Below are 21,060 nucleotides of genomic sequence, written 5' to 3'. Positions count from 1 at the left end.
CCGGGGCCAGCGAAGACGGAAAGGGTAGTGGCGATCTCGTGGCTGGTGCCGCCCCTGACGACAACGCGGACGGCCTCGGTCTCGCGGTAGGTGAGCGGGGTGTCGGGTTGGCGGTCGAAAGAAGTGCTGGCGGGGGTGCAGAGCAGACACCGGGTGATCGACGGGGCGATTGCTCCGTCTGCCCCCGCCCCGACACCACCGGCTTCCACTCCGGCCCGGTCTTCTTCGCGTACTGGACCTCGTCATCGGCGCCGCCATCGGTACTGCCGCGTGCCTCGTCCGCTTGGTGCGCAACCGCCGCCGACGTCGCTGAACATCGTCCGCTCACGAGGCGCTCATCGCTCCGTGAGCCAGATCACGCTGGAGGTTGACCCTGGGGCAGGGTGGAGGCTCTTCGCAGCGGCAGGTCGCCGCAGAAGACGGCACCGAATCGAGGGGCACCATGACCACCGACCTTTCCGGCGTGCGACAGAATCGAACCGAACTGCAGGAGGCGATCGAGGAGTTGGCCGCGTCCGGCTTCCTCGGGGTCCAGCTCCGGGTGAACGACGAGCGTGGCGAATGGGTCGGTAGCGCCGGCCGGCGGGAGCTGAAGGGGGACGCCGCACCGCTGACGGACGGGCACTTCCGGATCGGCAGCAGCACCAAGAGCTTCGTCGCCACCGTGGTGCTCCTGCTGGTCGACGAGGGCAGGCTCGGGCTGGATCACCAGGTCGCCGACCTGCTGCCGGAGTTCGGTATCGACCGGCGGATCACGGTCCGGATGCTGCTGCAGCACACCAGCGGGATCTTCAACCACACCGGAGAGCTCTACGAGGACGGCACGGTCGTCCTCGGCGTCCCCTGGCAGGGCAAGGAGTGGGTGGACAACCGGTTCCGGACCTACCTGCCCGAGGAGTTGGTGCGACTGTCGCTCGCCGAGCCGGTCCGGTTCGCGCCGGGCGCGGGCTGGAGCTACGCGAACACCAACTACGTGCTGGCCCGGCTGGTGATCGAGCGGGTCACCGGACGCCCGTTCGCCGAGGAGCTGCGGCGGCTGGTGCTGGAGCCGTTGGGGCTCACCGGCACGGTGGCACCGGGCGCCTCTGCGGAGCTCCCCGAGCCGCACAACCACGGCTACTACCGCTACGAGGACGGCGGGCGGCAGCGGACCATCGACGTCACCCGGCAGAACCCGTCCTGGGTCGGCGCCGGTGGCGACCTGATCTCGACCACCCGTGACCTGCACATTTACTTCTCGGCCCTGATGGGCGGCAGGCTGCTGCCGGCCAGACTGCTGGCCGAGATGCGGAGCCCGGAGGCCACCGTCGGCTACGGCCTGGGGGTGTTCGCGCAGCAGACGGCGGCCGGCCCGGTGTTCCACCACAACGGCGCCACCATGGGCTCGGCGGCGCTGATGTACGGCAGCGCCGACGGCCGCACCACCCTGACGGCCGGGCTGACTTGGGTGGACGACGCCGAGCTGTCGATCGCACCGGCCTTCGCGAGCGCCCAGCAGCGTTTGGTCGAAGCCGTGTTCTGCGGCACGCTGGCCTGATGGGGAACGGGGTCACGATCGGGCGGGCCGCGGCGTTCGTCGGCGTCACGGTGAAGACGGTGCGGCACTACCACAAGCTCGGCCTGGTCGCCGAGCCGGAGCGGGACGGCTCCGGCTACCGGCGGTACGGGTCAGGCGAGTTGCTGCAGCTGGTGCAGGTGCGGACGCTGGCCGCCGCCGGCGTGCCGCTGGCCGAGATCGGGCCCATGCTCGGTGCCGACGCCGCCCGGTTCGACGCCGCGCTCGCCGAAACCGAGCGGCAACTCACCGAGCGGATAGCCGAGTTGACCGCCCGCCGAGCCACCCTGCAGCGGCTCGCCGACGGCGATCGGGCCCTGCTCCCGGACCGCGCCTGCGCCGCACTGGGGCGTATGGCGGGCCTCGGCCTCGACCCCGACTACGTGGCCGCCCAACGCGAGGCCCTGGTCATGGCCTTGGCGCTGGTGCCCGAGGCCTTCGAGGGCCTCCTGACCCAGCTCGAACGCGGGCTGGGCGACCCCGAGTACGTCCGCCTGGTCAAGCTGGCCCGGGAGGCCGAGGGTTGGGCCCCGGACGACCCGAGGATCGAGGAGCTGGCGACCGCCATGGTCGACCGGTACCTCGCCGACCCCGCCCTGCTCGGCGACCAGGCGAGCCTGCGGGCCTGGGCCAGGGCCTCCACCCAGTACCGGCTGATCAACAGCCACCGCGACGACCAGGCGCCGGTAGCCGCCCGCCTGACGGCGCTCACTGAGGCCGGGCTCCGCGCCGCCGGTGTACCGATGCCGCAGCACTGAGCAGGTCCGCGACCATGGACGGCAGGCGCCCGGGCGGCCAGAGCCAGCCCTCGGTACCGCCGACCCGACCGGCGGCTTCCCGCGACCCGCGGCCACCGCCACCGCCACCGCCACCGCCACCGCCACCGAACGGCTCAGCGCACCGGCAGCCGCAGCGGCAGTCGTGCCGGAAGCCCCCAGAGCGGGAAGAGCCGCTCGGCGTCCAGGTGGTTGGTCATCGTCGCGATCCGGCCGTCGGTGATCTCCAGCAGGGTGAGGCCCCACGGGGTCCAGCCGTCACCGTCCTCGGCCGGGCGGTACTGGGCGAAGGCCGGGGTGCCGTTCGCCTCGACCGGGAGCAGGCGGGACCCGCGGCAGCCGCTGCCGGTGCCCCGCCACCATTCCCCCAGCTCGGCCATGCCCCGCACCCACATCCGGTACGGCGGCATGTTGAGCACCGCGTCCTCGTGCAGCAGGCTGGTCAACGCCTCGATGTCGAAGGCCTCGAACGCGGTCACGTACCGTGCCAGCAGCGCCTGCTGCGTCTCGTCCAGTGGCTCGAAGGTGTCGGCCTCCGGCACTCCGCCGTCGGCGGCCAGGGTGGCCCGGGCCCGCTGGAGTGCGCTGTTGACCGAGGCGGCCGTGGTCTCAAGCAGCTCGGCCGTCTCCGCCGCCGACCAGGCCAGCACCTCCCGCAGGATCAGCACCGCGCGCTGCCGGGCCGGCAGCTTCTGCAGCGCCGAGACGAAGGCCAGCCGCACCGTCTCCCGCCCCACCGCCACCTCGGCCGGATCCCCGAACAGCACCCGCTCGTCCGGCACCGGACCGACCCAGACCCGCTCCTCCAGCTGCGCCAAGTCCGGTGCACCGGCCGGGCAGGGCGCCGAGAGGTCCATCGGCCGGGCCCGCCGCTGCGGCGCCGGTGCCATGTCCAGGCAGACGTTGGTGGCGATCCGGTACAGCCAGGTGCGCAGCGCCGACCGCCCCTCGAACCCGCCGTACTTCGACCAGGCCCGGACCAGCGTCTCCTGCACCGCGTCCTCGGCCTCGAAGGCCGACCCGAGCATCCGGTAGCAGTAGGCCGTCAACTCCCGCCGGTACGGCTCCAACAGCTCGACGGCGTCGTCACGTCCGTTCGTCCCAGGCACGCCCGCCACCCTAGCGACGGGCACCGACAGGTGCGCAGTATCAGGGCTCAGCCGAGCCAGCCGGGCCGGACCAGGCCGGATTCGTAGGCGAGGACGACCAGTTGGGCGCGGTCGCGGGCGGCGAGTTTGACCATGGCGCGGCTGACGTGGGTCTTGGCGGTGAGGGGGCTGACCAGCAGGCGGCGGGCGATGTCCTCGTTGGAGAGGCCGAGGCCGACCAGGGCGAGCACCTCGCGTTCACGGTCGGTGAGGGCGTCGAGGCTGACCGACCGGGGCTCCTTCGAGCGGGCGGCGAACTCGCCGATCAGGCGCCGGGTGACGCCCGGGGAGAGCAGCGCGCCGCCCTCGGCGGCGACCCGGACGGCCCGGAGCAGCTCGGCCGGTTCGGCGTCCTTGACCAGGAAGCCGACCGCGCCGGAGCGAAGCGCCTCGAAGACGTACTCGTCCAGCTCGAAGGTGGTCAGCACGACCACCCGGACCGCCGCCAGCCCGGGGTCGGCCGCGATCCGCCGGGTGGCCTCCAGGCCGTCGAGGCGGGGCATCCGGATGTCCATCAGCACCACGTCGGGCCGCAGCGCGACCATCAGCCGCAAGGCCGCCTCGCCGTCGTCCGCCTCGCCGACCACCTCGATGTCGGGCTGGGCGTCGAGCAGCGCCCGGAACCCCGCCCGCACCAACATCTGGTCATCCGCCAGCAGCACCCGGACCATCCGCCGCCCCCACTCCCCCGTCGCTCTCCGTCAGCCGGGCCCGGACCCGGAAGCCGGTGCCGTGCGGCCCCGCCTCCAGGGTGCCCCCGAACGCGGCGGCCCGCTCCCGCATTCCGATCAGCCCGGCCCCCGCGCCGCCCGCCGCCCCCGCACCGCCCGTACCCGCACCCCCACCACCTGCCGGGCCCGGGTCGGCTATCTCCACGGCGAGGCCCCCGGCCGTCCGGGTGAGCCGCACGGTGGCCGTCCGGGCGGCCGAGTGGCGGATCACGTTGGTCAGCGCCTCCTGGACGATCCGGAACGCGGCCCGCTGGACGGCCGCCGGGGCCGCTGCGGGCTCGCCCTCGGTGCGGACGGTGACGGCCAGCCCGGCCCGGCCCGCCTGGTCGACCAGTTCGTCCAGCCGGTCCAGGCCGGGGGCCGGGGTGCGGGGTGCTGCGCCGCCCGGCCGGCGCAGCACGTCGAGCACCTGCCGGACCTCGCCGAGGGCCTCCTTGCTGGTGGACTTGATGGTGGTCAGGGCGCTCCTGACGTGCTCCGGGTGGGTGTCGAGGAGCTCGAGCGCCACCCCCGCCTGGATGTGCACCAGCGAGATGCTGTGCGCCAGGATGTCGTGCAACTCCCGCGCCATCCGCAGCCGTTCCTCGTCGGCCCGGCGCCGCCGCGCCGCCGCCTCGGCGGCCTCGGTCGCCGCCGACTGCTCCCGGCGCGTCCGGGCCAGCTCCGCACCGCTCGCGATCAGCAGCAGCACCGCCGCCAGCCCCACCTCCTGCCAGCCGCCCGCCGGCCGGCCGACCCCGGGCAGCAGGTAGCCGGTCGTCAACTGGACGAGGTAGCAGCCGCCGACGAAGGCCCAGGCCGCCCGCCGTCGCCCGGCCTGGACGGCGGCGTAGAACGCCACCCCGAGGCCGGCGAAGACCGGTCCGTACGGGTAACCCGCGCCCAGGTAGCCGAGGGTGACCGCAGCCGTGCCGGCCAGCACCGCCACCGGGTGCAGGTGACGGAGCGGCAGCAGCGCGGGGCCGAGCAGCAGCAAGACGTAGGCGAGGGCGTCGAGTCGACTGCGGTCGGGCTGCTGGTGCGCCGCGCCGACCGTGCCCACCACCTGGAGGGCGGCAACGGCTAGCGAGGAGACCACCGGCGGGCGCGCAGGCCTCGACGGCTCCTCCAGCAGCAGGCGTGAATCGCTCATGCCGGAAGGCTAGTTCGACTCGCCCCGGCCCGGCATCGGCCACAGGTGCGGCTTCGGCACCGGTCCGGGCCGCCCCCGGTCGTACGCCGGCGGCTCGGCGCTACTCCCCCGGGAGTAGCCGGACGGCCGCCGGGCGGGGGACGACGGCGAAGGCGGGTCAGGGCGACGATCCTCGGGTGCCTCCGCTGCCAGGCCGGCGGAGGCACGGGGCCGAACGCCGACACCCCCACCTCCGTCTCCACCGCCGCCACCACTCAGGAGGGCCCGCCATGACCACTGCGGCTTCACGCTCCGTTCCGCGCCGGCTCGACTCCCGGCCGCCCGCCGGGTTCCGGCTCTCGCCCCGGGCCCGGAAGGGCGCGGTGATCGCGCACGTGGTCAGCTCGGTCGGCTGGCTCGGCCTGATGCTCTGCCTGCTCACGCTGGGCCTGGCGGGGCTGCTGACGGACCGGGCGGAGACGCTGCGCAGCGCCTACCGGGTGCTGCCGCTGCTCGGGGACGCGCTGGTGCTGCCGCTGAGCCTGGCCTCGCTGCTGACCGGGCTGGTGCTCTCGCTCGGCACGCCCTGGGGCCTGTTCCGGTACCACTGGGTGACCGTCAAGTTCTGGCTCACCCTGGCCGCCACGGCCGCCTCGGCCTTCGCGCTGACCGCCCGGTTGCACGAGGCGGCACGTCTCGTGGAACGGCACCCCACCGGCGGCATCGCCGAGCTGCACCTCGGGTCCACCCGCTACGAGTTGGTGATCATCCCGGCCGTGGCCCTGTCGGTCTACCTCGCCGAGGTGGTGATCTCCGTCGCCAAGCCGTGGGGCCGCCGACGGTCACGACGGGGGCGCCCGACCGGCTGAGCGACGACCGGCCATCAATGGCCGGTGCCGTGACCTGGAGCTTTCGGCGGCCGGGCCGTCATCCTCGCGGTGACGACCCCACGCACCCTCCCGCCGAACGTGAGAGAACCATGCTGCCTCTGCTGCCCGACCACCCGGCACCCCTCCGCGGAGCGGGCCGGTGAAGGCCCTCCAGGACGGGGATCCCCGGCTGGTCGGCCCGTACGAGCTGCTCGGGGTGCTCGGCGCCGGCGGCATGGGCCGGGTCTACCTCGGGCGGCGCGCGGACGCCCTGGTGGCCGTCAAGGTGGTCAACGAGGAGCTGGCCCAGAACGCCGACTTCATCGCCCGGTTCCGCCGCGAGGTGACCGCGGCCCGGGCCATGTCCGGGCCGTACTTCGCCGCCACCCTCGACTTCGACGTGGACTGCGCCCAGCCCTGGCTGGCCACCGAGTACGTGCCGGGGCCGACCCTGAACGCGGTGGTCGCCGAGCACGGCCCGCTGGACACCGTGTCGGTGCGGGCGCTCGGCGTCCGGCTGGCGGAGGCGCTGGCCGCGATCCACGCGGCCGAGCTGGTGCACCGGGACGTCAAGCCCGGCAACATCCTGCTCGGGCCCGACGGGCCCCGGCTGATCGACTTCGGCATCGCCCGGAGCGCGGCCGTCACCACCCTGACCCAGACCGGCGTGGTGCTCGGCACCCCGCAGTTCATGGCCCCCGAGCAGTTGCAGGTCCGCGGCCGGGTCGGGCCCGCCGCCGACGTGTTCGCCCTCGGGCTGGTGCTGGCCTTCGCGGCCACCGGGGAGCACCCGTTCGGCCAGACCGACTCCTTCGGCTTCGGCTTCCGCATCGTGCACGAGGAGCCCGAGCTCGACCGCGTCCCGGCCGACCTGGTCGGCCTGGTCCGCCGCTGCCTGACCAAGGACCCGGCCGAACGCCCCACCCCCGCCGACCTGGTGGCCGCGCTGACCCTGGGCGAGGAGACCCTGGACCAGACCGGCCTGGCCGTGCTGATCCGGCACGCGGGCGACACCGGGATCCCGGCCCTCTCCGCCCTGCCCACCCCCACCGAGGCGAACACCCTCGGCCCCGGACGGCCCCGCCGCCGCCCGGCCCTGCTCGTCCTGGCCGCCGTGGTCACCGCCGGCACCGCCGCCACCCTGCTCCTCGTCCCGGGCACCGGCACCCCGCCCTCACTGGCCGACGGCTTCCCGAGGGGCACCGCCGTCAGCACCGCACCGCCCTCCACCACCTCGGCCCGCCCCTCGGCCTCCTCCTCCCCCACGACCGGTGCCCCCGCCACGCCGCCGCCGGGCTCGGCTGCGCCCTCGACCCCGCCCGCCACCACCGTCACCACCGTCACCGCGCCGCCGCCAGGCGCCGGCTACGGCGCCGCCGGCGGCGTGCTCGGCACCACGACCACCGGCGGCGGCACGAACAACGGCACCACCTCCGGCGGAAGTTCGAACGGAAGCTCCGGCAGCGGCTCCGGCAACGGCGCCGGCGGCGGCTCCGGCGGGGGCTCCACCGGCACGCAGCAGTCCGCGCCCCCGGCCGCTCCCGCGCCGAAGCCCTCCCCGACTCCGACGCCCCAGCCCGTCCAGACGCCCGTGCAGCCCAAGGGCTCCGCGCCTGCCGTCCCGGCGGCCTACAAGGCGACCTTCGACCACGGCTGCTTCGGCGCCTGCGACATGCCGTTCACCATGACCTGGAACGCGCAGTCGGACGCGACCCGCTACGAGATCCAGTACGACAACCAGACCAGCGGGGTGAAGAAGGTCCTCTCCACCTCGGGCACCAGCTACGACGTCCAGGGCCCGTACTCCGGCGACCACGTCTGCATCGCCCTGCGCGCGGCCAACCAGTACGGCACCTCCGCCTGGACGACTCCCACGACCTGCTTCGACACCCCCTACTGATTCCCCTCACCGATCGATCCGAGGAACAACGATGACAGGAACGGCAGTTGTGGTCGGCGCCGGGGTCGGCGGGCTCGCGACGGCGATCGGGCTACGGCGGGCCGGCTGGCAGGTGTCGATCCGCGAGCGCCGGGCCGAACTCGAGCGCTACGGCACGGCGTTCGCGCTCACCCCGGCCGCGCAGGACGCGCTCGACCGGCTCGGCGTGGGCGCGGCGGTCCGGCGCCGCGCGGTGCCGTACCGCTCGGCGCAGATCCGCACCCCGGACGGCCGGGTACTGGCCGGACTTCCGCTGGAGCGACTGGAGAAGAAGGCCGGCAAGCCCGAACTGCTCATCTCCCGGCCCTACTTGATCGACCTCCTGCTGGCCGAGCTGGCGACCCTGGGCGGCGCGGGCGTGGTGGAGTTCGGTGCGAACGTCACCGACGCGGCCGCCCTCCAGGCCGGCTACGACCTGGTGGTCGGGGCCGACGGGCTGCGCAGTGCCGTGCGGGCGGCCTGCTTCTCCGCCTCCGCCGGGCCCACCAAGGTCGGCTCGGTGGCCTGGATCGGCATCGCCGACTTCGAGACCGACCGGCACGGCGAGACCTGGGGCAAGGGCCGCTTCTTCGGCCTCACCCCGGTCGAACCGGGCCACACCAACTGGTACGCCGCCGTCCCCGAGGGCACCACCGCCGCCGACCTGCCCGGCCTCTTCGCCGACTGGCACGACCCCATCCCGCACATCCTCACCAAGACCGACCCGGCCGGCTGGCTCTGCTACGAGATGCGGCACCTCCACCCCGCCCTCCCGACCTTCGTCACGGCCGGCAAGGTCGCCCTGGTCGGCGACGCGGCCCACGCCATGACCCCCAACCTCGGCCAGGGCGCCTGCACCGCCCTCCTCGACGCCGAAGCCCTCACCCGCGCCCTCGCCCACCACGGCCCCGGCGCCCTCCCGGCCGCCCTCCACACCTACGACCGCGAACGCCGCCGCAGCGCCCAACGCACCGCCTTCGCCTCCCGCACCCTCCACCGCATCGTCACCACCGACCACACCCGCCTCCGCAACACGGCCGCCCGCCTGCTCCCGGGCCGACCAGACGGAATCAGCTACCGGTGATCACCGGGTCGTTGACCAGGTCGTCCAGCAGGGCGTCGAGCTTCTCGCGGGTGACGGAGGGCATCAGGAAGACGTGGACGTAGGAGCGGCGGGTGGCTTCCTCACCGGGGGTGGTGAGGACGTCCTGGGCCGAGAGGGACCACTTGGTGACCAGCTCGGGGCTGGGCTTGCGGAAGCGGACGGTGAGGGCGCCCGGGGTTCGGGCGGGCCAGAGGGTGAGGCCGTGGGTCCGTTCCAGGGCGGTGAGGCGGGATTCGAGGTAGGCCGCGAGCTCCTGGGAGCGGCGGATCCGGTCGACCTGGTCGGCGTGGGAGTGGCGGGCCAGGTGGTCCCAGAGGACGAGGGGCGAGAAGCCGTTGCGGGAGCCCGCGAAGGTGGTGTCGGGGGCGCCGGTGTAGTCGGGCTGGGAGGGCGGGGAGACCTGGTACTTGACCTTGGTCATGTAGATGCCGCAGGGCCACGGCACCCCCGGCCACTTGTGCCCGCTCATCGCGATCGAGGAGACCAGGTCGACCTCGCCGTGCCCGGCGGTGGGCAGCCGCAGGCCGAAGTCGAACTCCGGCGCCGGCGCGGCGGGCGTCCAGCCGTAGGTCTCCGGCGATTCCTGGGCGAGCCGCAGGAACGGCAGGTACGCCGCCCCCAGCGCACCGTCCACGTGGATCCAGAACCGGCGCCGCCGGTCGGTCAGCAGCTCGCCGCTGCGCTGGTCCCGCCCGCGGACCACCTCGCTCTCGACCATCCCGTACCGCTCGAAGATCGGCAGCAGGCGCTCGCAGACGGCGCGCACGTCGTCGTGCGCGCCCTTGAAGGTGGAGCCGAGATTGAGGCTGACGAAGACCGGATGGCCCTTGGCCGCGAAGAACTCGACGAGGAGTTCGAGGGCGTCCACCGAGATCTCGCCGGTGCCGTCCCAGGAGAGCCCGGACGGGCCGGGCACCGAGGGCACCTCCAGCGGCCAGACGCCGCCGGAGCCCGGCAGCGGGCACTGGCCGGGGTAGTTCTCCACGCCGATATCGTGGAAGGTCTCCACCCCGAGCACCCGGACGGCCTTGGCGAAGGAGTAGTGCGTGTCCTCGGAGTAGAAGGCCACCGGGCGGCGGGAGTTGGGGGTCACCACGGCGCCGGAGCCGGAGGAGGCGGTGGGCCGGATCAGCGGCTTGCCGCTCAGGTAGTCCCGGGCGTTCCAGAGCGCGTACATGTTGCCCTCGGTGGAGCCCATCGAGAGCGCGTAGCCCCAGTACGACTCCGGATCCTCCGGCGAGTGCGGGCCCTTTGCCCGCCACAGGTCGGCGTAGTAGTCGAGCACCGCGTGCTCGACGGCCTTGGTGTTCGGCTTGTAGCCGCCGCTGCGGAACGGGTCGCCGAGGTTGTTGATGTTGTGCCGCATGAAGCGCCCGAGGTCCGAGGCGCAGCCGTCCAGCTCCTGGTTGGCCTGGTAGCCGAGCAGGTGCTGCCGCTTGTGGGCGAGGTAGGTGTCAATCCGGTCCAGGGCGCGCAGGCGCTGCTCCCGGTCGAGCCCGCCGACGGGTATCGCGTACTCCGCCACCTGCGGCTCCTCCGCCGGGGGCTGCGGCAGCCGGTGGCCGGCCAGCGCCAGCGGGGGCAGCTCCTGGTCGGCGGCGGGGTTCATGGTCTCGAACGGGCTCATGAGCAGCAAGGATGGAACATCCGTCGGGCCGACCGAAACAGTGCCGAAGAAGATTCGGTACAGGTGCGCAGAAGTTTGCGAAAACTCGGCTGGAGGGTCGATCCTGGGTACCGTGCCGAACAATCACCGGGGGCCGCAGCAGCCCCTCGACGAGACCGACCGGGCGATCCTGCGGGTGCTGGCCGACAACGCCCGGCTGCCGAACAACGCGCTGGCCGAGGCGGTGGGCATCGCGCCCTCCACCTGCCTGGCCCGGGTGCGGTCGCTGCGCGAGCGCGGGGTGATCCGGGCCTTCCGGGCCGAGATCTCCCCGGCGGCGATCGGCCTGCCGCTCCAGGCGATGATCTCGGTCCGGCTGCGGGCGCACACCCGGGAGCAGAACGAGAGCTTCCGGGCCAGCGCCCCGGACCTGCCGGGCGTGGTCGAGGTCTTCCACATGGCCGGCTCCGACGACTACCTGCTGCACGTGGCCCTGGCCGCCCCCGAGTCGCTCCGCGACTTCGTGGTGGACCACCTGACCACCCATCCGGCGGTGGCGCAGACCCGGACCAACCTGATCTTCGAGCAGATCCCCGGCCGCCGGCACCTGACCCCCTGAAACCACCCGAGGGGCCAGGCGGAGCCGGCGACTACCGCAGGGTGACCGCCGCGGCCATCCACTGGTGGCTGGCCGTGCCGGAGGCCGCGTAGGAGCCGACAGCGGACACCGACCGGTAGGCGGTGGCCAGTTGGTCCTCGACCAGCGTCACGGTGGGCAGGGCGGAGTACCCGGCGTCCCAGCCGGCGGTCTTGCCGCCCTGGATGCCGCCCACACCCCAGACCAGCTCGTTCGGCGTCGAAGTGGCAGCGGTGGCACCGGAGTTGAACGGTGTACCGGCCGCACCGGTGGCGGTGGCCACCCTGTCCACGGCCGAGACGTTGGCGAACTCGTCCACGGCGACCTGGTATTCGCCGGTGGTCGGGTAGTGCAGCGTGATGGTGTCGGTGGCGCTCAGCGGCCGGACGCCGACCGCGCTCAGCACCAGGGTGCGGTCACCGGCCCCGTCGTTGACCGGGAAGCCGGGCACGAGCGCGTAGCCGTTGCCCTGGCTGTCGGTGGCCGTCACGGTGCCCGAGTGGGTGTTGGTGAGCATCGTCGAGACCAGCAGGGTGTGCCCGGCCGCCACGGCCCGGCCCACCGGCAGCGTCACCGAGGTGCCGGAGACGGCGGCCGTCGCGGCGGCGACCCGGCCGGTGTACGAGGGCGGGGTGCGCAGCTGGCTGCCGTAGACGTAGTCGCCCAGCGCGTAGCCCTCGTCGAGCCCGGCCCGGGTGTCCCAGCGGTAGTGCACCCCGAGGTAGAGCCGGCTGATGCCGTCCTCCTCGGCAGCGGCGGTGATGCTGGTGAAAGACCGGGTGACATTGGGCACCCGGGGGTCCTTGGTGCCCGCGGTGAAGCTCACGTTGTCACCGAAGTAGTCCCGCATGACCGAGCCCCAGGCCCCGGCGAAGGTGGAGTGGCCGGAGACGTAGGACGGGAAGTTCGGGGTGGCGCCCGCCAGCGGCTTCCAGTTCGGATCGGCCTGCACGCCGGGGCTGGTCAGCGCCGAGGCGTTGTTGATCGCGCTGTACGGGCGCCAGAGCTGGATCGGCGTCAGGTACTTGCTGTCCCAGGCGGTGACGGCGGCATCGGCCATCGCGATCGCGGTGAGTGCGAACAGGTGGGCGGACTCGTACTCGTTCAGCCCCTTCTGATGCACCAACAGGCCGGTGATGTCGAAGAGTTGGCCCGGCGGCTTGTAGGTGCCGTTCGCGTCGTTGGCCCAGAACAACGCCAGCTGCGTCTGGTCGGCCGTCCGGGTGGTCGAGTTCGCCCCGCCGAGCTGCTCGACCTCGTTGACCTGCGCCGCGTAGGCCTGGCTGGCCAGCAGCGAGGGGTAGTCGGAGTAGCCGCCGGGCAGCCCGGGGCGGAACTGGCTGCCCGAGGTCATCGCGAACGGCGGGAGCTTGCCCCAGCCCGGGTCGGCGGCCGGGCCGGCCGGGTACGAGCCGGGCACGCCGGCCGGGGTGAACGGCACGTTCACCTGTGCCGCGTCGCCCGACCGCTTGTCGATCACCGCCTTGGCGGCCGCCGCGCCCACGGCGGTGCCGTTCTTCACGGCCGGGTCGGTCGGCCCGCCCGGTAAGGTCGCCAGCTCGGTGGTCAACTCGCCGTCGAAGGTGGCCTTCTGGGCGGTGAAGACGCCGGCCAGGGTGTCGTGCGCGGCTTGGTCCATGGCCGCCTGGGCGGAGGCGCCGGCCGACACCGGCTGCTGGCCCAGGTAGTAGCCGTACGTCGGGTTGGCGCCGCCGACCACCGAGTTCTCGGCGTCCCACATGGCCGTGTACATCATCGCGGCGGCCCGGGTCAGCGGGCCGGGCGAGCCTCCGGTGAGCAGAGTGGCCGGGCCGGTGTCGGCCGTGAACGCCCGGAGCAGGTAGCCGTTCCAGTCGAGGACGTGGTTGGTGCCGACCGGATCGGTGGCGGCCCGGGCCGGGGAGGCCGCGAGGGCGCCGGAGGCGGCCAGCACGGCCGAGACGAGCGCGGCGACGGTTCTGCGCATCTGTGGTCCTTCTGCGAGCGGTGGGGTGGTCGGCCCACTCTCGCCACTGCGCCCCCGGACGGTGAAGGGAAGATCACTGTCCGACCCCGGCCTGACCGGTACCGGCCAAGCAGCCGACCGGACAGCCACCTCCTTCACAGCTGCCCCTTCACAGCCGCCCCTCGAAATCGGGCAGCAGCAGGTCGACCGCGCAGTGCGTGACGGTGAACGGCAGCCCTTCGGCCACCACCCCCCGCCGCACCAGCTCCCCCGCCACCTGCTCGGCGGCCTCGATCCGCTCCGCCCGCAGGAACAGCACCAGTTCGAGCCCGGGCCCGCCGGGCTGGGCATAGACGTGGCTGAGCAGATCGTCCTCACCGGCCTCGCGCCAGACCGCCTCGGTCAGGGCCCCGGCCTCCGCCGCCGCCCCGACCCGGCTGCCCGCGAGCCGCACACTGACCAGGTACATCCCGGCACCCTGGCAACCCCCGTCGCCGACCCGCCAGCACCGGCCCCTGTCCGGTACCGGCCTGACCGGCACCGGACGCGCCGGACGCGCAGCGATGTGCACCGGACACACCCCGGGCAGCACCCGGTAAGCGCGGTGAAAGCGATCGGTAGGGGCCGGCCACCAGGCTGGTCCCCGCTTCGATCAAGAGCTTGCGGATCAAGGGCTCGCGCGAGGGGGGATCCGGTCATGACGGAACAGGGCGGCGAGCTCGCCGCAGCGGGCGTGCTCGCCCCCTTCGGGGTGGACGGGACGGCCGAGGCGGTCTACCTGGCGATGCTGCGGCATCCGGACGCCGGAGCCGGGGAGTTGGCGGCGCACCTGCGGATCGACCTGCCGACCGTCCGGGCGGCCTTCGACGCGCTGGCCCGGCTGGCCCTGCTCCGGCCCTCCTGGGAGGACCCGCTGGCGCTGCGGCCGGTCACCCCCGAGGTCGGGCTGGAGTCGCTGCTGGCCCGGCAGCAGGCGGAGCTGCTGAGCCGCCGGCACCGGCTCGAACAGGGCCGGGCGGCGCTCGCCCGGCTGACCGCCGAGCGGAGCCGGCCGGGAGCCGGCGCGCCGGGCGGAGGGGCGGCGCTGGAGGGGGCCGACGCGGTGCGCGAGGGGCTGGAGCGGCTGATCGGGCGGGCCCGGCGGGAGGTGCTCTCCTTCGTGACCGCCGGGGCGCCGACGGCTCCGGCCGACGGCACCGAGGCGCTGGAGCAGGCCCTGCCGGCCCGGGGCGTGCTGCTGCGCACCCTGTACCTGGACGCGGTGCGCCACGACCCGGCCGCGCTCGCCCGGGGGCGTCGGCTGGCCAGGCACGGCGGTGAGGTGCGGACGGCACCGACCCTGCCGCTGCCGATGGTCGTGGTGGACCGCGAGACCGCCCTGGTGCCGCTCGACCCGGACCGGCCGGAGCGCGGCGCGACCCTGGTCTCCGGGCGCGGCGCGGTCGCCCCGCTGGCGGCGCTGTTCGAGCTGGTCTGGGCCGGGGCCACCCCGCTGACCACCGCCCGCCCCCGGGACGGGCACGGCCTGAGCGGCCAGGAACGGGCCCTGCTGCGGCTGCTCGCGCACGGCGACACCGACGAGGCGGCGGCCCGCCGACTCGGAGTCTCCGACCGGACGGTCCGCCGCCTCAGCGCCGATCTGACCGAACGCCTCGGCGCCCGCAGCCGTTTCCAGGCGGGCGCCCTCGCCGCCGCGAGCGGCTGGCTCGACGAGTCGTAGCCGTGGAGGGCCCGACCCGGGAGCCGCCGCCGCGACCGGCTACTGCTTGGGCTGCTCCGGCTCCTCGACGAAGTCGACCCGCTTGAACTGGCGGTTCATGGACTTCACCAGGAACCAGGTCGCCACGCCGAGGGCGGCGAAGACGATGAAGCCGAGGAGACCGGGAGTCACCTTGTTCGCGTCGTACGCGTCGGCGGCGAGGTTGACGAGGTGCACGGAGTTGCTCATCTCTCCATGGTGACCCGGCCTTACGGGGCGCGGGCCACCGGGGTGGGGTAACGCGGGGTAGGGCTCAGGCGGTGGCGGCGACCCGCAGCCCGGCGAAGAGGTCGTTCTCCGGCAGGTCGGTGTCGACCAGCGAACGGGCCAGCTCGTAGTCCTCGGTCGGCCAGACCTCGCGCTGCACCTCGATCGGCACTCGGAACCACGGCCCGTCCGGGTCGATCTGGGTGGCGTGCGCGATCAGCGCGCGGTCCCGCGTCTCGAACCAGTCGGAGCACTCGACCCGGGTGGTGATCTCCCGCTCCTGGCGGCCGCTCTTGTCCCAGTTCTCGATCCACTCGCCGTAGGGCGACTCGATGCCGCGCTCGGTGAGGTAGGCGTGCATGGCCCGGATCCGGCTCATCGGGAAGCCGTGGTTGTAGTACAGCTTGGACGGCTGCCAGGGCTCGCCGGTGCCGGGGAAGGCGTCCGGGTCACCCGCCGCCTCGAAGGCCGCGACGCTGATCTTGTGGGTCATGATGTGGTCCGGGTGCGGGTACCCGCCGTTCTCGTCGTACGTCGTGATGACGTGCGGACGGAACTCGCGGATCAGCCGCACCAGCGGCTCGGTGGCCACCGCCAGGTCCTGGAGGGCGAAACAGCCCTCGGGCAGCGGGGGCAGCGGGTCGCCCTCGGGCAGCCCGGAGTCCACGAAGCCCAGCCAGGCCTGCTTGATGCCGAGGATCTCGCGCGCCGCGTCCATCTCCTTGCGCCGGACCTCGAGGATGTTCTCCTCGATCTCGGGGCGGCCCTGGAGCTTGGGGTTGAGGATCGAGCCACGCTCACCGCCGGTGCAGGTGGCGACCAGCACGTCCACCCCCTGGGAGACGTACATGGCCATGGAGGCGGCACCCTTGCTGGACTCGTCGTCCGGGTGGGCATGCACCGCCATCAGTCTGAGCTGCTCAGTCAACGCCTGGTTCCTTCCAAAGCAAGAGCTACGGCTCCCCCGCCGACACCGGCGCGGTTCAGCCCCTCCTATAGTGACTGAACGAGGGGCTCGTCCATTCCCACCGGCGACCGACGGCCCCTCGGCGAAAGGACTGAGCCTACTCATGGACTCCGGCACTAGGACCGCCACCACTCCCCGGCCCCCGGCCGATCGGTACGGGCGCGGCAGCGACGCCTCGGCCGATCGCAAGCTGAAGATCGTCGGAGCGGTCTGCGCGGTGCTGGCGCTCGGGCTCATCGCCTGGCTGGGCGGGTCCTACCTGATGCGGGAGACCAAGCTGCGGGCCACCGTGCAGGGCTTCGAGGTGGTCTCGGAGAGTGCGATCAAGGTGCAGCTGACCGTCAGCAAGTCCAAGGGCGTCGGCGGGGTCTGCACCGTCCGCGCCCAGGCCGCCGACGGTTCGGTGGTCGGCCTGAGCGACGTGCCCGTGCCCGCCCAGGGCGGCGGCTACGACGAGACCGTCACCCTGAGGACCACCGCGCGCAGCACCACCGCCGAGCTGCTCGGCTGCACCCCGGCCAAGTAGCTCCCGCGAGCGGCCCGCACTCCCTCGAAGCGGCCCGGCGCACAACGACGCGCCATGAACCGGCGGCATACTCGACGAGGAGTCCGGGCATCCGTAGGGAGGCCGGGCCAGGAGAAATGACCCTCCCACTGGGCGCCGGAAGTTGTTAGGCTGGTGGTTTCGCCCCTTCCGCGCCGAGTGGCCCGGGAGCGGGCGTTGCTTTGTAGTACGACAGTTTCCGCCCCGCAGTAGACCGTATGAGCCCGCAGTACGACGAACCATCGCCGTTTGCTGACGACCCCCACCCTCAGCACTGCCACAGCACCGACGAGGAGCACCCGTGACCCAGACCAGCGAGAACGTGACCTGGCTCACTCAGGCCGGATACGACAAGCTCAAGGCTGAGTTGGAGGAGCTGACCGGCCCCTGGCGGATCGAGATCGCCCAGAAGATCGAGGCCGCCCGTGAGGAGGGTGACCTCAAGGAGAACGCGGGTTACCACGCCGCCAAGGAGGAGCAGGGCAAGGGCGAGCTGCGCGTGCGCCAGCTGACCCAGCTGCTGGAGCGCGCCAAGGTCGGCGAGGCCCCGACCGACTCCGGCGTGGTCGCCCCGGGCATGATCGTCACCGTCGCCTTCGACGGCGACAAGGACGACACCATGGTCTTCCTGCTCGGCTCCCGCGAGGTGGTCGGCGACGACATCGAGATCTACTCGCCGCAGTCGCCGCTCGGCCGCGCCATCGACGGCAAGAAGGTCGGCGAGGAGGCCGTCTACGAGCTGCCGAACGGCAAGAAGGCCAGCGTCACCGTGATCGAGGTCAAGCCGCACGCCGGCTGACCCGCACCCGTACGTGCGAAGGCGGCCCGGAGTGAGAGCGCTCCGGGCCGCCTTTCGCGTGCCCTCTCGCGTGGCCGCGGCGGGGCTCAGCCGGCGGCCGAGCGGTACTTGCGGACCGAGAGCCAGGAGAAGACCGCCATGATCACCAGCGACCAGAGCACCGAGACCAGCGCCGCGTGCTGCATCGGCCAGGCCTGGTCCACCGGGCCGACCTGGTTGCCGAAGAGGTTGCGGCAGGCCTGCACGGTGGCGGAGAACGGGTTCCAGTAGGCGATGCCCTGCAGCCAGCCCGGCATCGAGCTGACCGGCACGAAGGCGTTGGAGATGAAGGTCAGCGGGAAGAGCCAGATCAGGCCGGCCGAGGTGGCCGCCTCCGGACTGCGCACCGAGAGGCCGATCAGCGCGCCGATCCAGGAGAACGCGTACCCCAGCAGGAGCAGCAGCCCGAAGGCGCCGAGCGCCTTGAGGAAGCCCTCGTGGATCCGCCAGCCGACCAGCAGCGCGACCAGCGCCAGCACCAGCAGGGTGAAGGCCGTCTGCACCAGGTCGGCGATGGTGCGGCCGACCAGCACGGCGGAGCGGGTCATCGGCAGCGAGCGGAACCGGTCGACCAGGCCCTTGGTCATGTCCTCCGCGATGCCGGCCGAGGCGCCGGCCACCGCGAAGGTGACGGTCTGGGCGAAGATGCCGGCCATCAGGAACTGGGTGTACGTGGAGGAGCTCGACCGGGCGCCCGGGATCTGGATCGCGCCGCCCATGACGTAGCTGAACAGCAGCACGAACATGACCGGCTGCATGAGCCCGAAGACCACGATCTCCGGGATCCGCGTCATCCGGCGCAGGTTGCGCTTGGCCACGACCCAGGAGTCGTGCAGCATCGCCGGGATGCCGTGCCGCTGGGCCGGCATCGCGCCGCCGATCGCGTGGTCGGGGGTGGTGGTGGCCATCAGTCGTCCTTCCCGTGCTTGCTGCCCTTGGCGCCCTTGCCGCCCTTACGACCGCCGGAGTTCTCCTCGGTGCCCTCCTCGGCGAGGGTGGCGTGGCCGGTGAGCGAGAGGAAGACGTCGTCCAGGGTCGGGCGGCGCAGGCCGATGTCGTCCAGCTCGATCGAGCGGGCGTCCAGCTCGCGGATCACGTCGGCGAGCACCTTGGCGCCGCCGCTCACCGGGACGGTGATCCTCCGGGTGTTCTTCTCCACCGTCGGGTCGCCCTTGGCGTACGGGGTGAGCGCGGCCAGCGCCTCGCTCACGTCGCTCGGGGTGTGCACCACCACCTCGACCCGCTCGCCGCCGATCTGCGCCTTGAGCTCGTCGGCCGAGCCCCGGGCGATCACCTTGCCGTGGTCGACCACCGCGATGTCGTGGGCGAGGCGGTCGGCCTCCTCCAGGTACTGGGTGGTGAGCAGCAGGGTGGTGCCCTGCTCGACCAGCGTCTCGATCACCTCCCAGAGGGCCAGCCGGTTGCGCGGGTCGAGGCCGGTGGTCGGCTCGTCCAGGAACATCACCGGCGGCCGCACCACCAGGGCGGCCGCGAGGTCGAGCCGGCGCCGCATGCCGCCGGAGTAGGTCTTGGCGGTGCGGTCCATCGCCTCGGTGAGGTTGAACCACTCCAGCAGCTCCAGCGCGCGGGCCTTCGCCGCCCGGCTGGACATCTGGTAGAGCTCGCCGACCATCTGGAGGTTCTCCCGGCCGGTCAGGTACTCGTCCACGGCCGCGTACTGCCCGGAGAGTCCGATCAGGCTGCGCACCTGGTTCGGGTGCTTGAGCACGTCGACCCCGGCCACCACGGCGCGGCCCGAGTCGGGGCGGAGCAGGGTGGTGAGCACCCGGACGGTGGTGGTCTTGCCGGCGCCGTTGGGGCCGAGCAGCCCGAGCACCGTGCCTTCGGGGACGTCGAGACTGACGCCGTCCAGGGCGCGTACGTCTCCGAAGGTCTTGACCAGGTTCTCGGCTTCGATGGCTGGCGCCATGGGCCTGCCTCATCTCCTCTGGTGGTCTGTCGGACATGTCCACTCTGGCCCGACCGGGGTATCCCGGCCAGCGGGCATCGCCCGGTCGCGATAGGTCGCGAGAATGGCAGCTCGCGATATATCGCGTCAAGGGGTTTTCCGACCCGCCATCAGCTCCTACTGGCTGACCACGTACCCCGCGTCCCGCAGCTCGCCGATCACCAGCGCGCAGTGCTCGGGGCCCTTGGTCTCCAGGTGCAGGTCCACCTCGACCTCGGTGAGGCCCAACCGGGGATCGATCCGCACGTGCGCCACGTCCAGCACGTTGGCGTCCGCCCGGGTCAGCACCGCGAGCAGGCCGGCCAGCGCGCCGGGGCGGTCGGTGAGCCGCACCCGGAGCGAGAGGTAGCGGCCGGCCGCCGCCAGGCCGTGCCGGAGCACCCGCTGCATCAGCTGGGGGTCGATGTTGCCGCCGGAGAGCACCGCGACCACCGGGCCCTCGAAGCTCTCCGGGTGCTCCAGCAGGGCCGCCACCGGGCTCACCCCGGCCGGCTCCACCACCAGCTTGAGCCGCTCCAGGGAGACCAGCAGGGCCCGCGAGATCGACTCCTCGGAGACGGTGCGCACCCCGTCGGCCAGCGTGTTGACCACCTCGAACGGGATGTCGCCCGGCCGGCCCACCATGATCCCGTCGGCCATCGTGGCGTACCGCTCCAGCGAGACCGGCCGCCCGGCCGCCAGCGAGGGCGGGTAGGCCGCCGCGCCCGCCGCCTGCACCCCGACCACCCGCACGTCCGGCCGCACCGGCTTGACCGCCGCCGCGATCCCGGCCAGCAGCCCGCCGCCGCCGACGCCCACCAGGATGGTGCGCACCTCGGGGCACTGCTCCAGGATCTCCAGGCCCACGGTGGCCTGGCCGGTCACCACGTCCCAGTGGTCGAAGGGGTGGATGAAGACCGCGCCGGTCGCCTCGGCGTAGCGCTGGGCCGCCTGCAGCGCCTCGTCCACCGTGCTCCCGTGCAGCCGCACCTCGGCGCCGTACTCCCTGGTCGCGGCCACCTTGGGCAGCGGGGCGGCCAGCGGCATGAAGACGGTGGAGCGCACCCCGAGCAGGGCCGCGGCCAGTGCCACCCCCTGGGCGTGGTTGCCCGCGCTCGCGGCCACCACCCCGCCGGCCCGCTGCACCGGGGAGAGGCCGGCGATCCGCACGTACGCGCCGCGCAGCTTGAAGGAGCCGGTGCGCTGGAGGTTCTCGCACTTGAGATGCACCGGCGAGCCCACCAGGCCGGAGAGGTACCGGCTGCCCTCCATCGGGGTGACCCGGGCGACCCCGGCGAGCATCTTGTGGGCGCCGCGTACGTCGTCCATGGTGATCGGCCAGCTCTGCATGCCCCCACTGTAGGCACCGCCTCCGGGCACGGCCGATCACGCGCGA

20 protein-coding genes are annotated in these 21,060 nt (G+C 73.2%); 9 read left to right on the top strand and 11 right to left on the bottom strand.

Annotated features, from left to right (window positions below; all coding sequences use genetic code 11):
- Nucleotides 1-442: 442 nt before the first annotated feature.
- Together CFP65_RS23705 and CFP65_RS23700 are read left to right on the top strand one after the other, a co-directional pair.
- A complete protein-coding gene (locus CFP65_RS23705) occupies nucleotides 443-1,537 on the top strand; it encodes a serine hydrolase (protein WP_104818085.1) in 1,095 nt (364 codons plus the stop codon).
- A complete protein-coding gene (locus tag CFP65_RS23700; protein ID WP_104818084.1) occupies nucleotides 1,537-2,313 on the top strand; it encodes a MerR family transcriptional regulator in 777 nt (258 codons plus the stop codon). The genes CFP65_RS23705 and CFP65_RS23700 overlap by 1 nt, the downstream gene beginning before the upstream one ends.
- A 134-nt stretch (nucleotides 2,314-2,447) precedes the next feature.
- On the opposite strand, the gene CFP65_RS23695 is transcribed toward CFP65_RS23700, so the two are convergent.
- Genes CFP65_RS23695 through CFP65_RS23685 form a run of 3 tightly spaced genes read right to left on the bottom strand, consistent with a single transcriptional unit; the run spans nucleotide 2,448 to nucleotide 5,342 of the window.
- Nucleotides 2,448-3,440, bottom strand: coding sequence for a sigma-70 family RNA polymerase sigma factor (locus CFP65_RS23695; RefSeq protein WP_104818083.1), 993 nt, complete (start codon nucleotides 3,438-3,440; stop codon nucleotides 2,448-2,450).
- Between the two features lie 47 nt (nucleotides 3,441-3,487).
- Complete coding sequence (locus tag CFP65_RS23690) at nucleotides 3,488-4,150, bottom strand: response regulator transcription factor (RefSeq protein WP_104818082.1); 663 nt, start codon at nucleotides 4,148-4,150, stop codon at nucleotides 3,488-3,490.
- The gene (locus CFP65_RS23685) at nucleotides 4,125-5,342 is read right to left on the bottom strand and encodes a sensor histidine kinase (RefSeq protein ID WP_104818081.1); all 1,218 of its coding nucleotides are present in this window, start codon (nucleotides 5,340-5,342) and stop codon (nucleotides 4,125-4,127) included. Before CFP65_RS23685 ends, CFP65_RS23690 begins: the two co-directional genes overlap by 26 nt.
- A gap of 269 nt (nucleotides 5,343-5,611) precedes the next feature.
- On the opposite strand from CFP65_RS23685, the gene CFP65_RS23680 reads away from it, so the two are divergent.
- From CFP65_RS23680 to CFP65_RS23670, 3 genes are all read left to right on the top strand, one after another.
- The gene (locus tag CFP65_RS23680) at nucleotides 5,612-6,190 is read left to right on the top strand and encodes a DUF2269 domain-containing protein (protein ID WP_254552534.1); all 579 of its coding nucleotides are present in this window, start codon (nucleotides 5,612-5,614) and stop codon (nucleotides 6,188-6,190) included.
- 160 nt (nucleotides 6,191-6,350) lie between these two features.
- Complete coding sequence (locus tag CFP65_RS23675; RefSeq protein ID WP_104818080.1) at nucleotides 6,351-8,090, top strand: serine/threonine-protein kinase; 1,740 nt, start codon at nucleotides 6,351-6,353, stop codon at nucleotides 8,088-8,090.
- 31 nt (nucleotides 8,091-8,121) lie between these two features.
- A complete protein-coding gene (locus CFP65_RS23670; protein WP_104818079.1) occupies nucleotides 8,122-9,192 on the top strand; it encodes an NAD(P)/FAD-dependent oxidoreductase in 1,071 nt (356 codons plus the stop codon).
- On the opposite strand, the gene CFP65_RS23665 is transcribed toward CFP65_RS23670, so the two are convergent.
- Nucleotides 9,179-10,840: a histidine decarboxylase gene (locus CFP65_RS23665; protein ID WP_104818078.1), complete on the bottom strand. Its 1,662-nt coding sequence runs from the start codon at nucleotides 10,838-10,840 to the stop codon at nucleotides 9,179-9,181. The genes CFP65_RS23670 and CFP65_RS23665 overlap by 14 nt on opposite strands.
- Before the next feature lie 112 nt (nucleotides 10,841-10,952).
- Here CFP65_RS23665 and CFP65_RS23660 point away from each other — a divergent pair, with 112 nt between their 5' ends.
- Complete coding sequence (locus CFP65_RS23660; RefSeq protein ID WP_254552533.1) at nucleotides 10,953-11,438, top strand: Lrp/AsnC family transcriptional regulator; 486 nt, start codon at nucleotides 10,953-10,955, stop codon at nucleotides 11,436-11,438.
- Between the two features lie 31 nt (nucleotides 11,439-11,469).
- On the opposite strand, the gene CFP65_RS23655 is transcribed toward CFP65_RS23660, so the two are convergent.
- Nucleotides 11,470-13,422, bottom strand: a complete 1,953-nt coding sequence (locus CFP65_RS23655) for a vanadium-dependent haloperoxidase (protein ID WP_104818076.1) — start codon at nucleotides 13,420-13,422, stop codon at nucleotides 11,470-11,472.
- 148 nt (nucleotides 13,423-13,570) lie between these two features.
- Nucleotides 13,571-13,870, bottom strand: coding sequence for a hypothetical protein (locus CFP65_RS39165; RefSeq protein WP_158702330.1), 300 nt, complete (start codon nucleotides 13,868-13,870; stop codon nucleotides 13,571-13,573).
- A 228-nt stretch (nucleotides 13,871-14,098) separates the two neighbouring features.
- On the opposite strand from CFP65_RS39165, the gene CFP65_RS42185 reads away from it, so the two are divergent.
- Nucleotides 14,099-15,121 (top strand): LuxR family transcriptional regulator, encoded by a 1,023-nt coding sequence (locus CFP65_RS42185; protein WP_217368182.1) that lies wholly within the window; start codon nucleotides 14,099-14,101, stop codon nucleotides 15,119-15,121.
- Nucleotides 15,122-15,160: 39 nt separating this feature from the next.
- Here CFP65_RS42185 and CFP65_RS23640 read toward each other — a convergent pair whose 3' ends face one another.
- Nucleotides 15,161-15,349, bottom strand: coding sequence for a hypothetical protein (locus CFP65_RS23640; RefSeq protein ID WP_104818075.1), 189 nt, complete (start codon nucleotides 15,347-15,349; stop codon nucleotides 15,161-15,163).
- A gap of 64 nt (nucleotides 15,350-15,413) precedes the next feature.
- The gene (mca, locus tag CFP65_RS23635) at nucleotides 15,414-16,295 is read right to left on the bottom strand and encodes a mycothiol conjugate amidase Mca (protein WP_104818074.1); all 882 of its coding nucleotides are present in this window, start codon (nucleotides 16,293-16,295) and stop codon (nucleotides 15,414-15,416) included.
- A gap of 142 nt (nucleotides 16,296-16,437) precedes the next feature.
- On the opposite strand from mca, the gene CFP65_RS23630 reads away from it, so the two are divergent.
- Nucleotides 16,438-16,860 (top strand): DUF4307 domain-containing protein, encoded by a 423-nt coding sequence (locus CFP65_RS23630; RefSeq protein ID WP_104818073.1) that lies wholly within the window; start codon nucleotides 16,438-16,440, stop codon nucleotides 16,858-16,860.
- A gap of 319 nt (nucleotides 16,861-17,179) precedes the next feature.
- Nucleotides 17,180-17,677 carry a transcription elongation factor GreA gene (gene greA, locus CFP65_RS23625; RefSeq protein ID WP_104818072.1) on the top strand — a complete coding sequence of 166 codons (498 nt, stop codon included), beginning with the start codon at nucleotides 17,180-17,182 and terminating at the stop codon, nucleotides 17,675-17,677.
- Nucleotides 17,678-17,763: 86 nt separating this feature from the next.
- Here the strand turns inward: greA and CFP65_RS23620 are convergent, their stop codons facing one another.
- From CFP65_RS23620 to ilvA, 3 genes are all read right to left on the bottom strand, one after another.
- Nucleotides 17,764-18,585, bottom strand: coding sequence for an ABC transporter permease (locus CFP65_RS23620; protein WP_254553073.1), 822 nt, complete (start codon nucleotides 18,583-18,585; stop codon nucleotides 17,764-17,766).
- Between the two features lie 38 nt (nucleotides 18,586-18,623).
- Nucleotides 18,624-19,646 (bottom strand): ATP-binding cassette domain-containing protein, encoded by a 1,023-nt coding sequence (locus CFP65_RS23615; protein ID WP_104818070.1) that lies wholly within the window; start codon nucleotides 19,644-19,646, stop codon nucleotides 18,624-18,626.
- Between the two features lie 156 nt (nucleotides 19,647-19,802).
- Complete coding sequence (gene ilvA, locus CFP65_RS23610; protein WP_104818069.1) at nucleotides 19,803-21,014, bottom strand: threonine ammonia-lyase; 1,212 nt, start codon at nucleotides 21,012-21,014, stop codon at nucleotides 19,803-19,805.
- Nucleotides 21,015-21,060: the final 46 nt, after the last annotated feature.

Origin of the sequence: Kitasatospora sp. MMS16-BH015, from assembly GCF_002943525.1 — a bacterium.
Taxonomy (GTDB): Bacteria; Actinomycetota; Actinomycetes; order Streptomycetales; family Streptomycetaceae; genus Kitasatospora.
The sequence above is the reverse complement of the archived record's forward strand: the minus strand, read 5'-3'. Positions and strand labels throughout refer to the sequence as shown.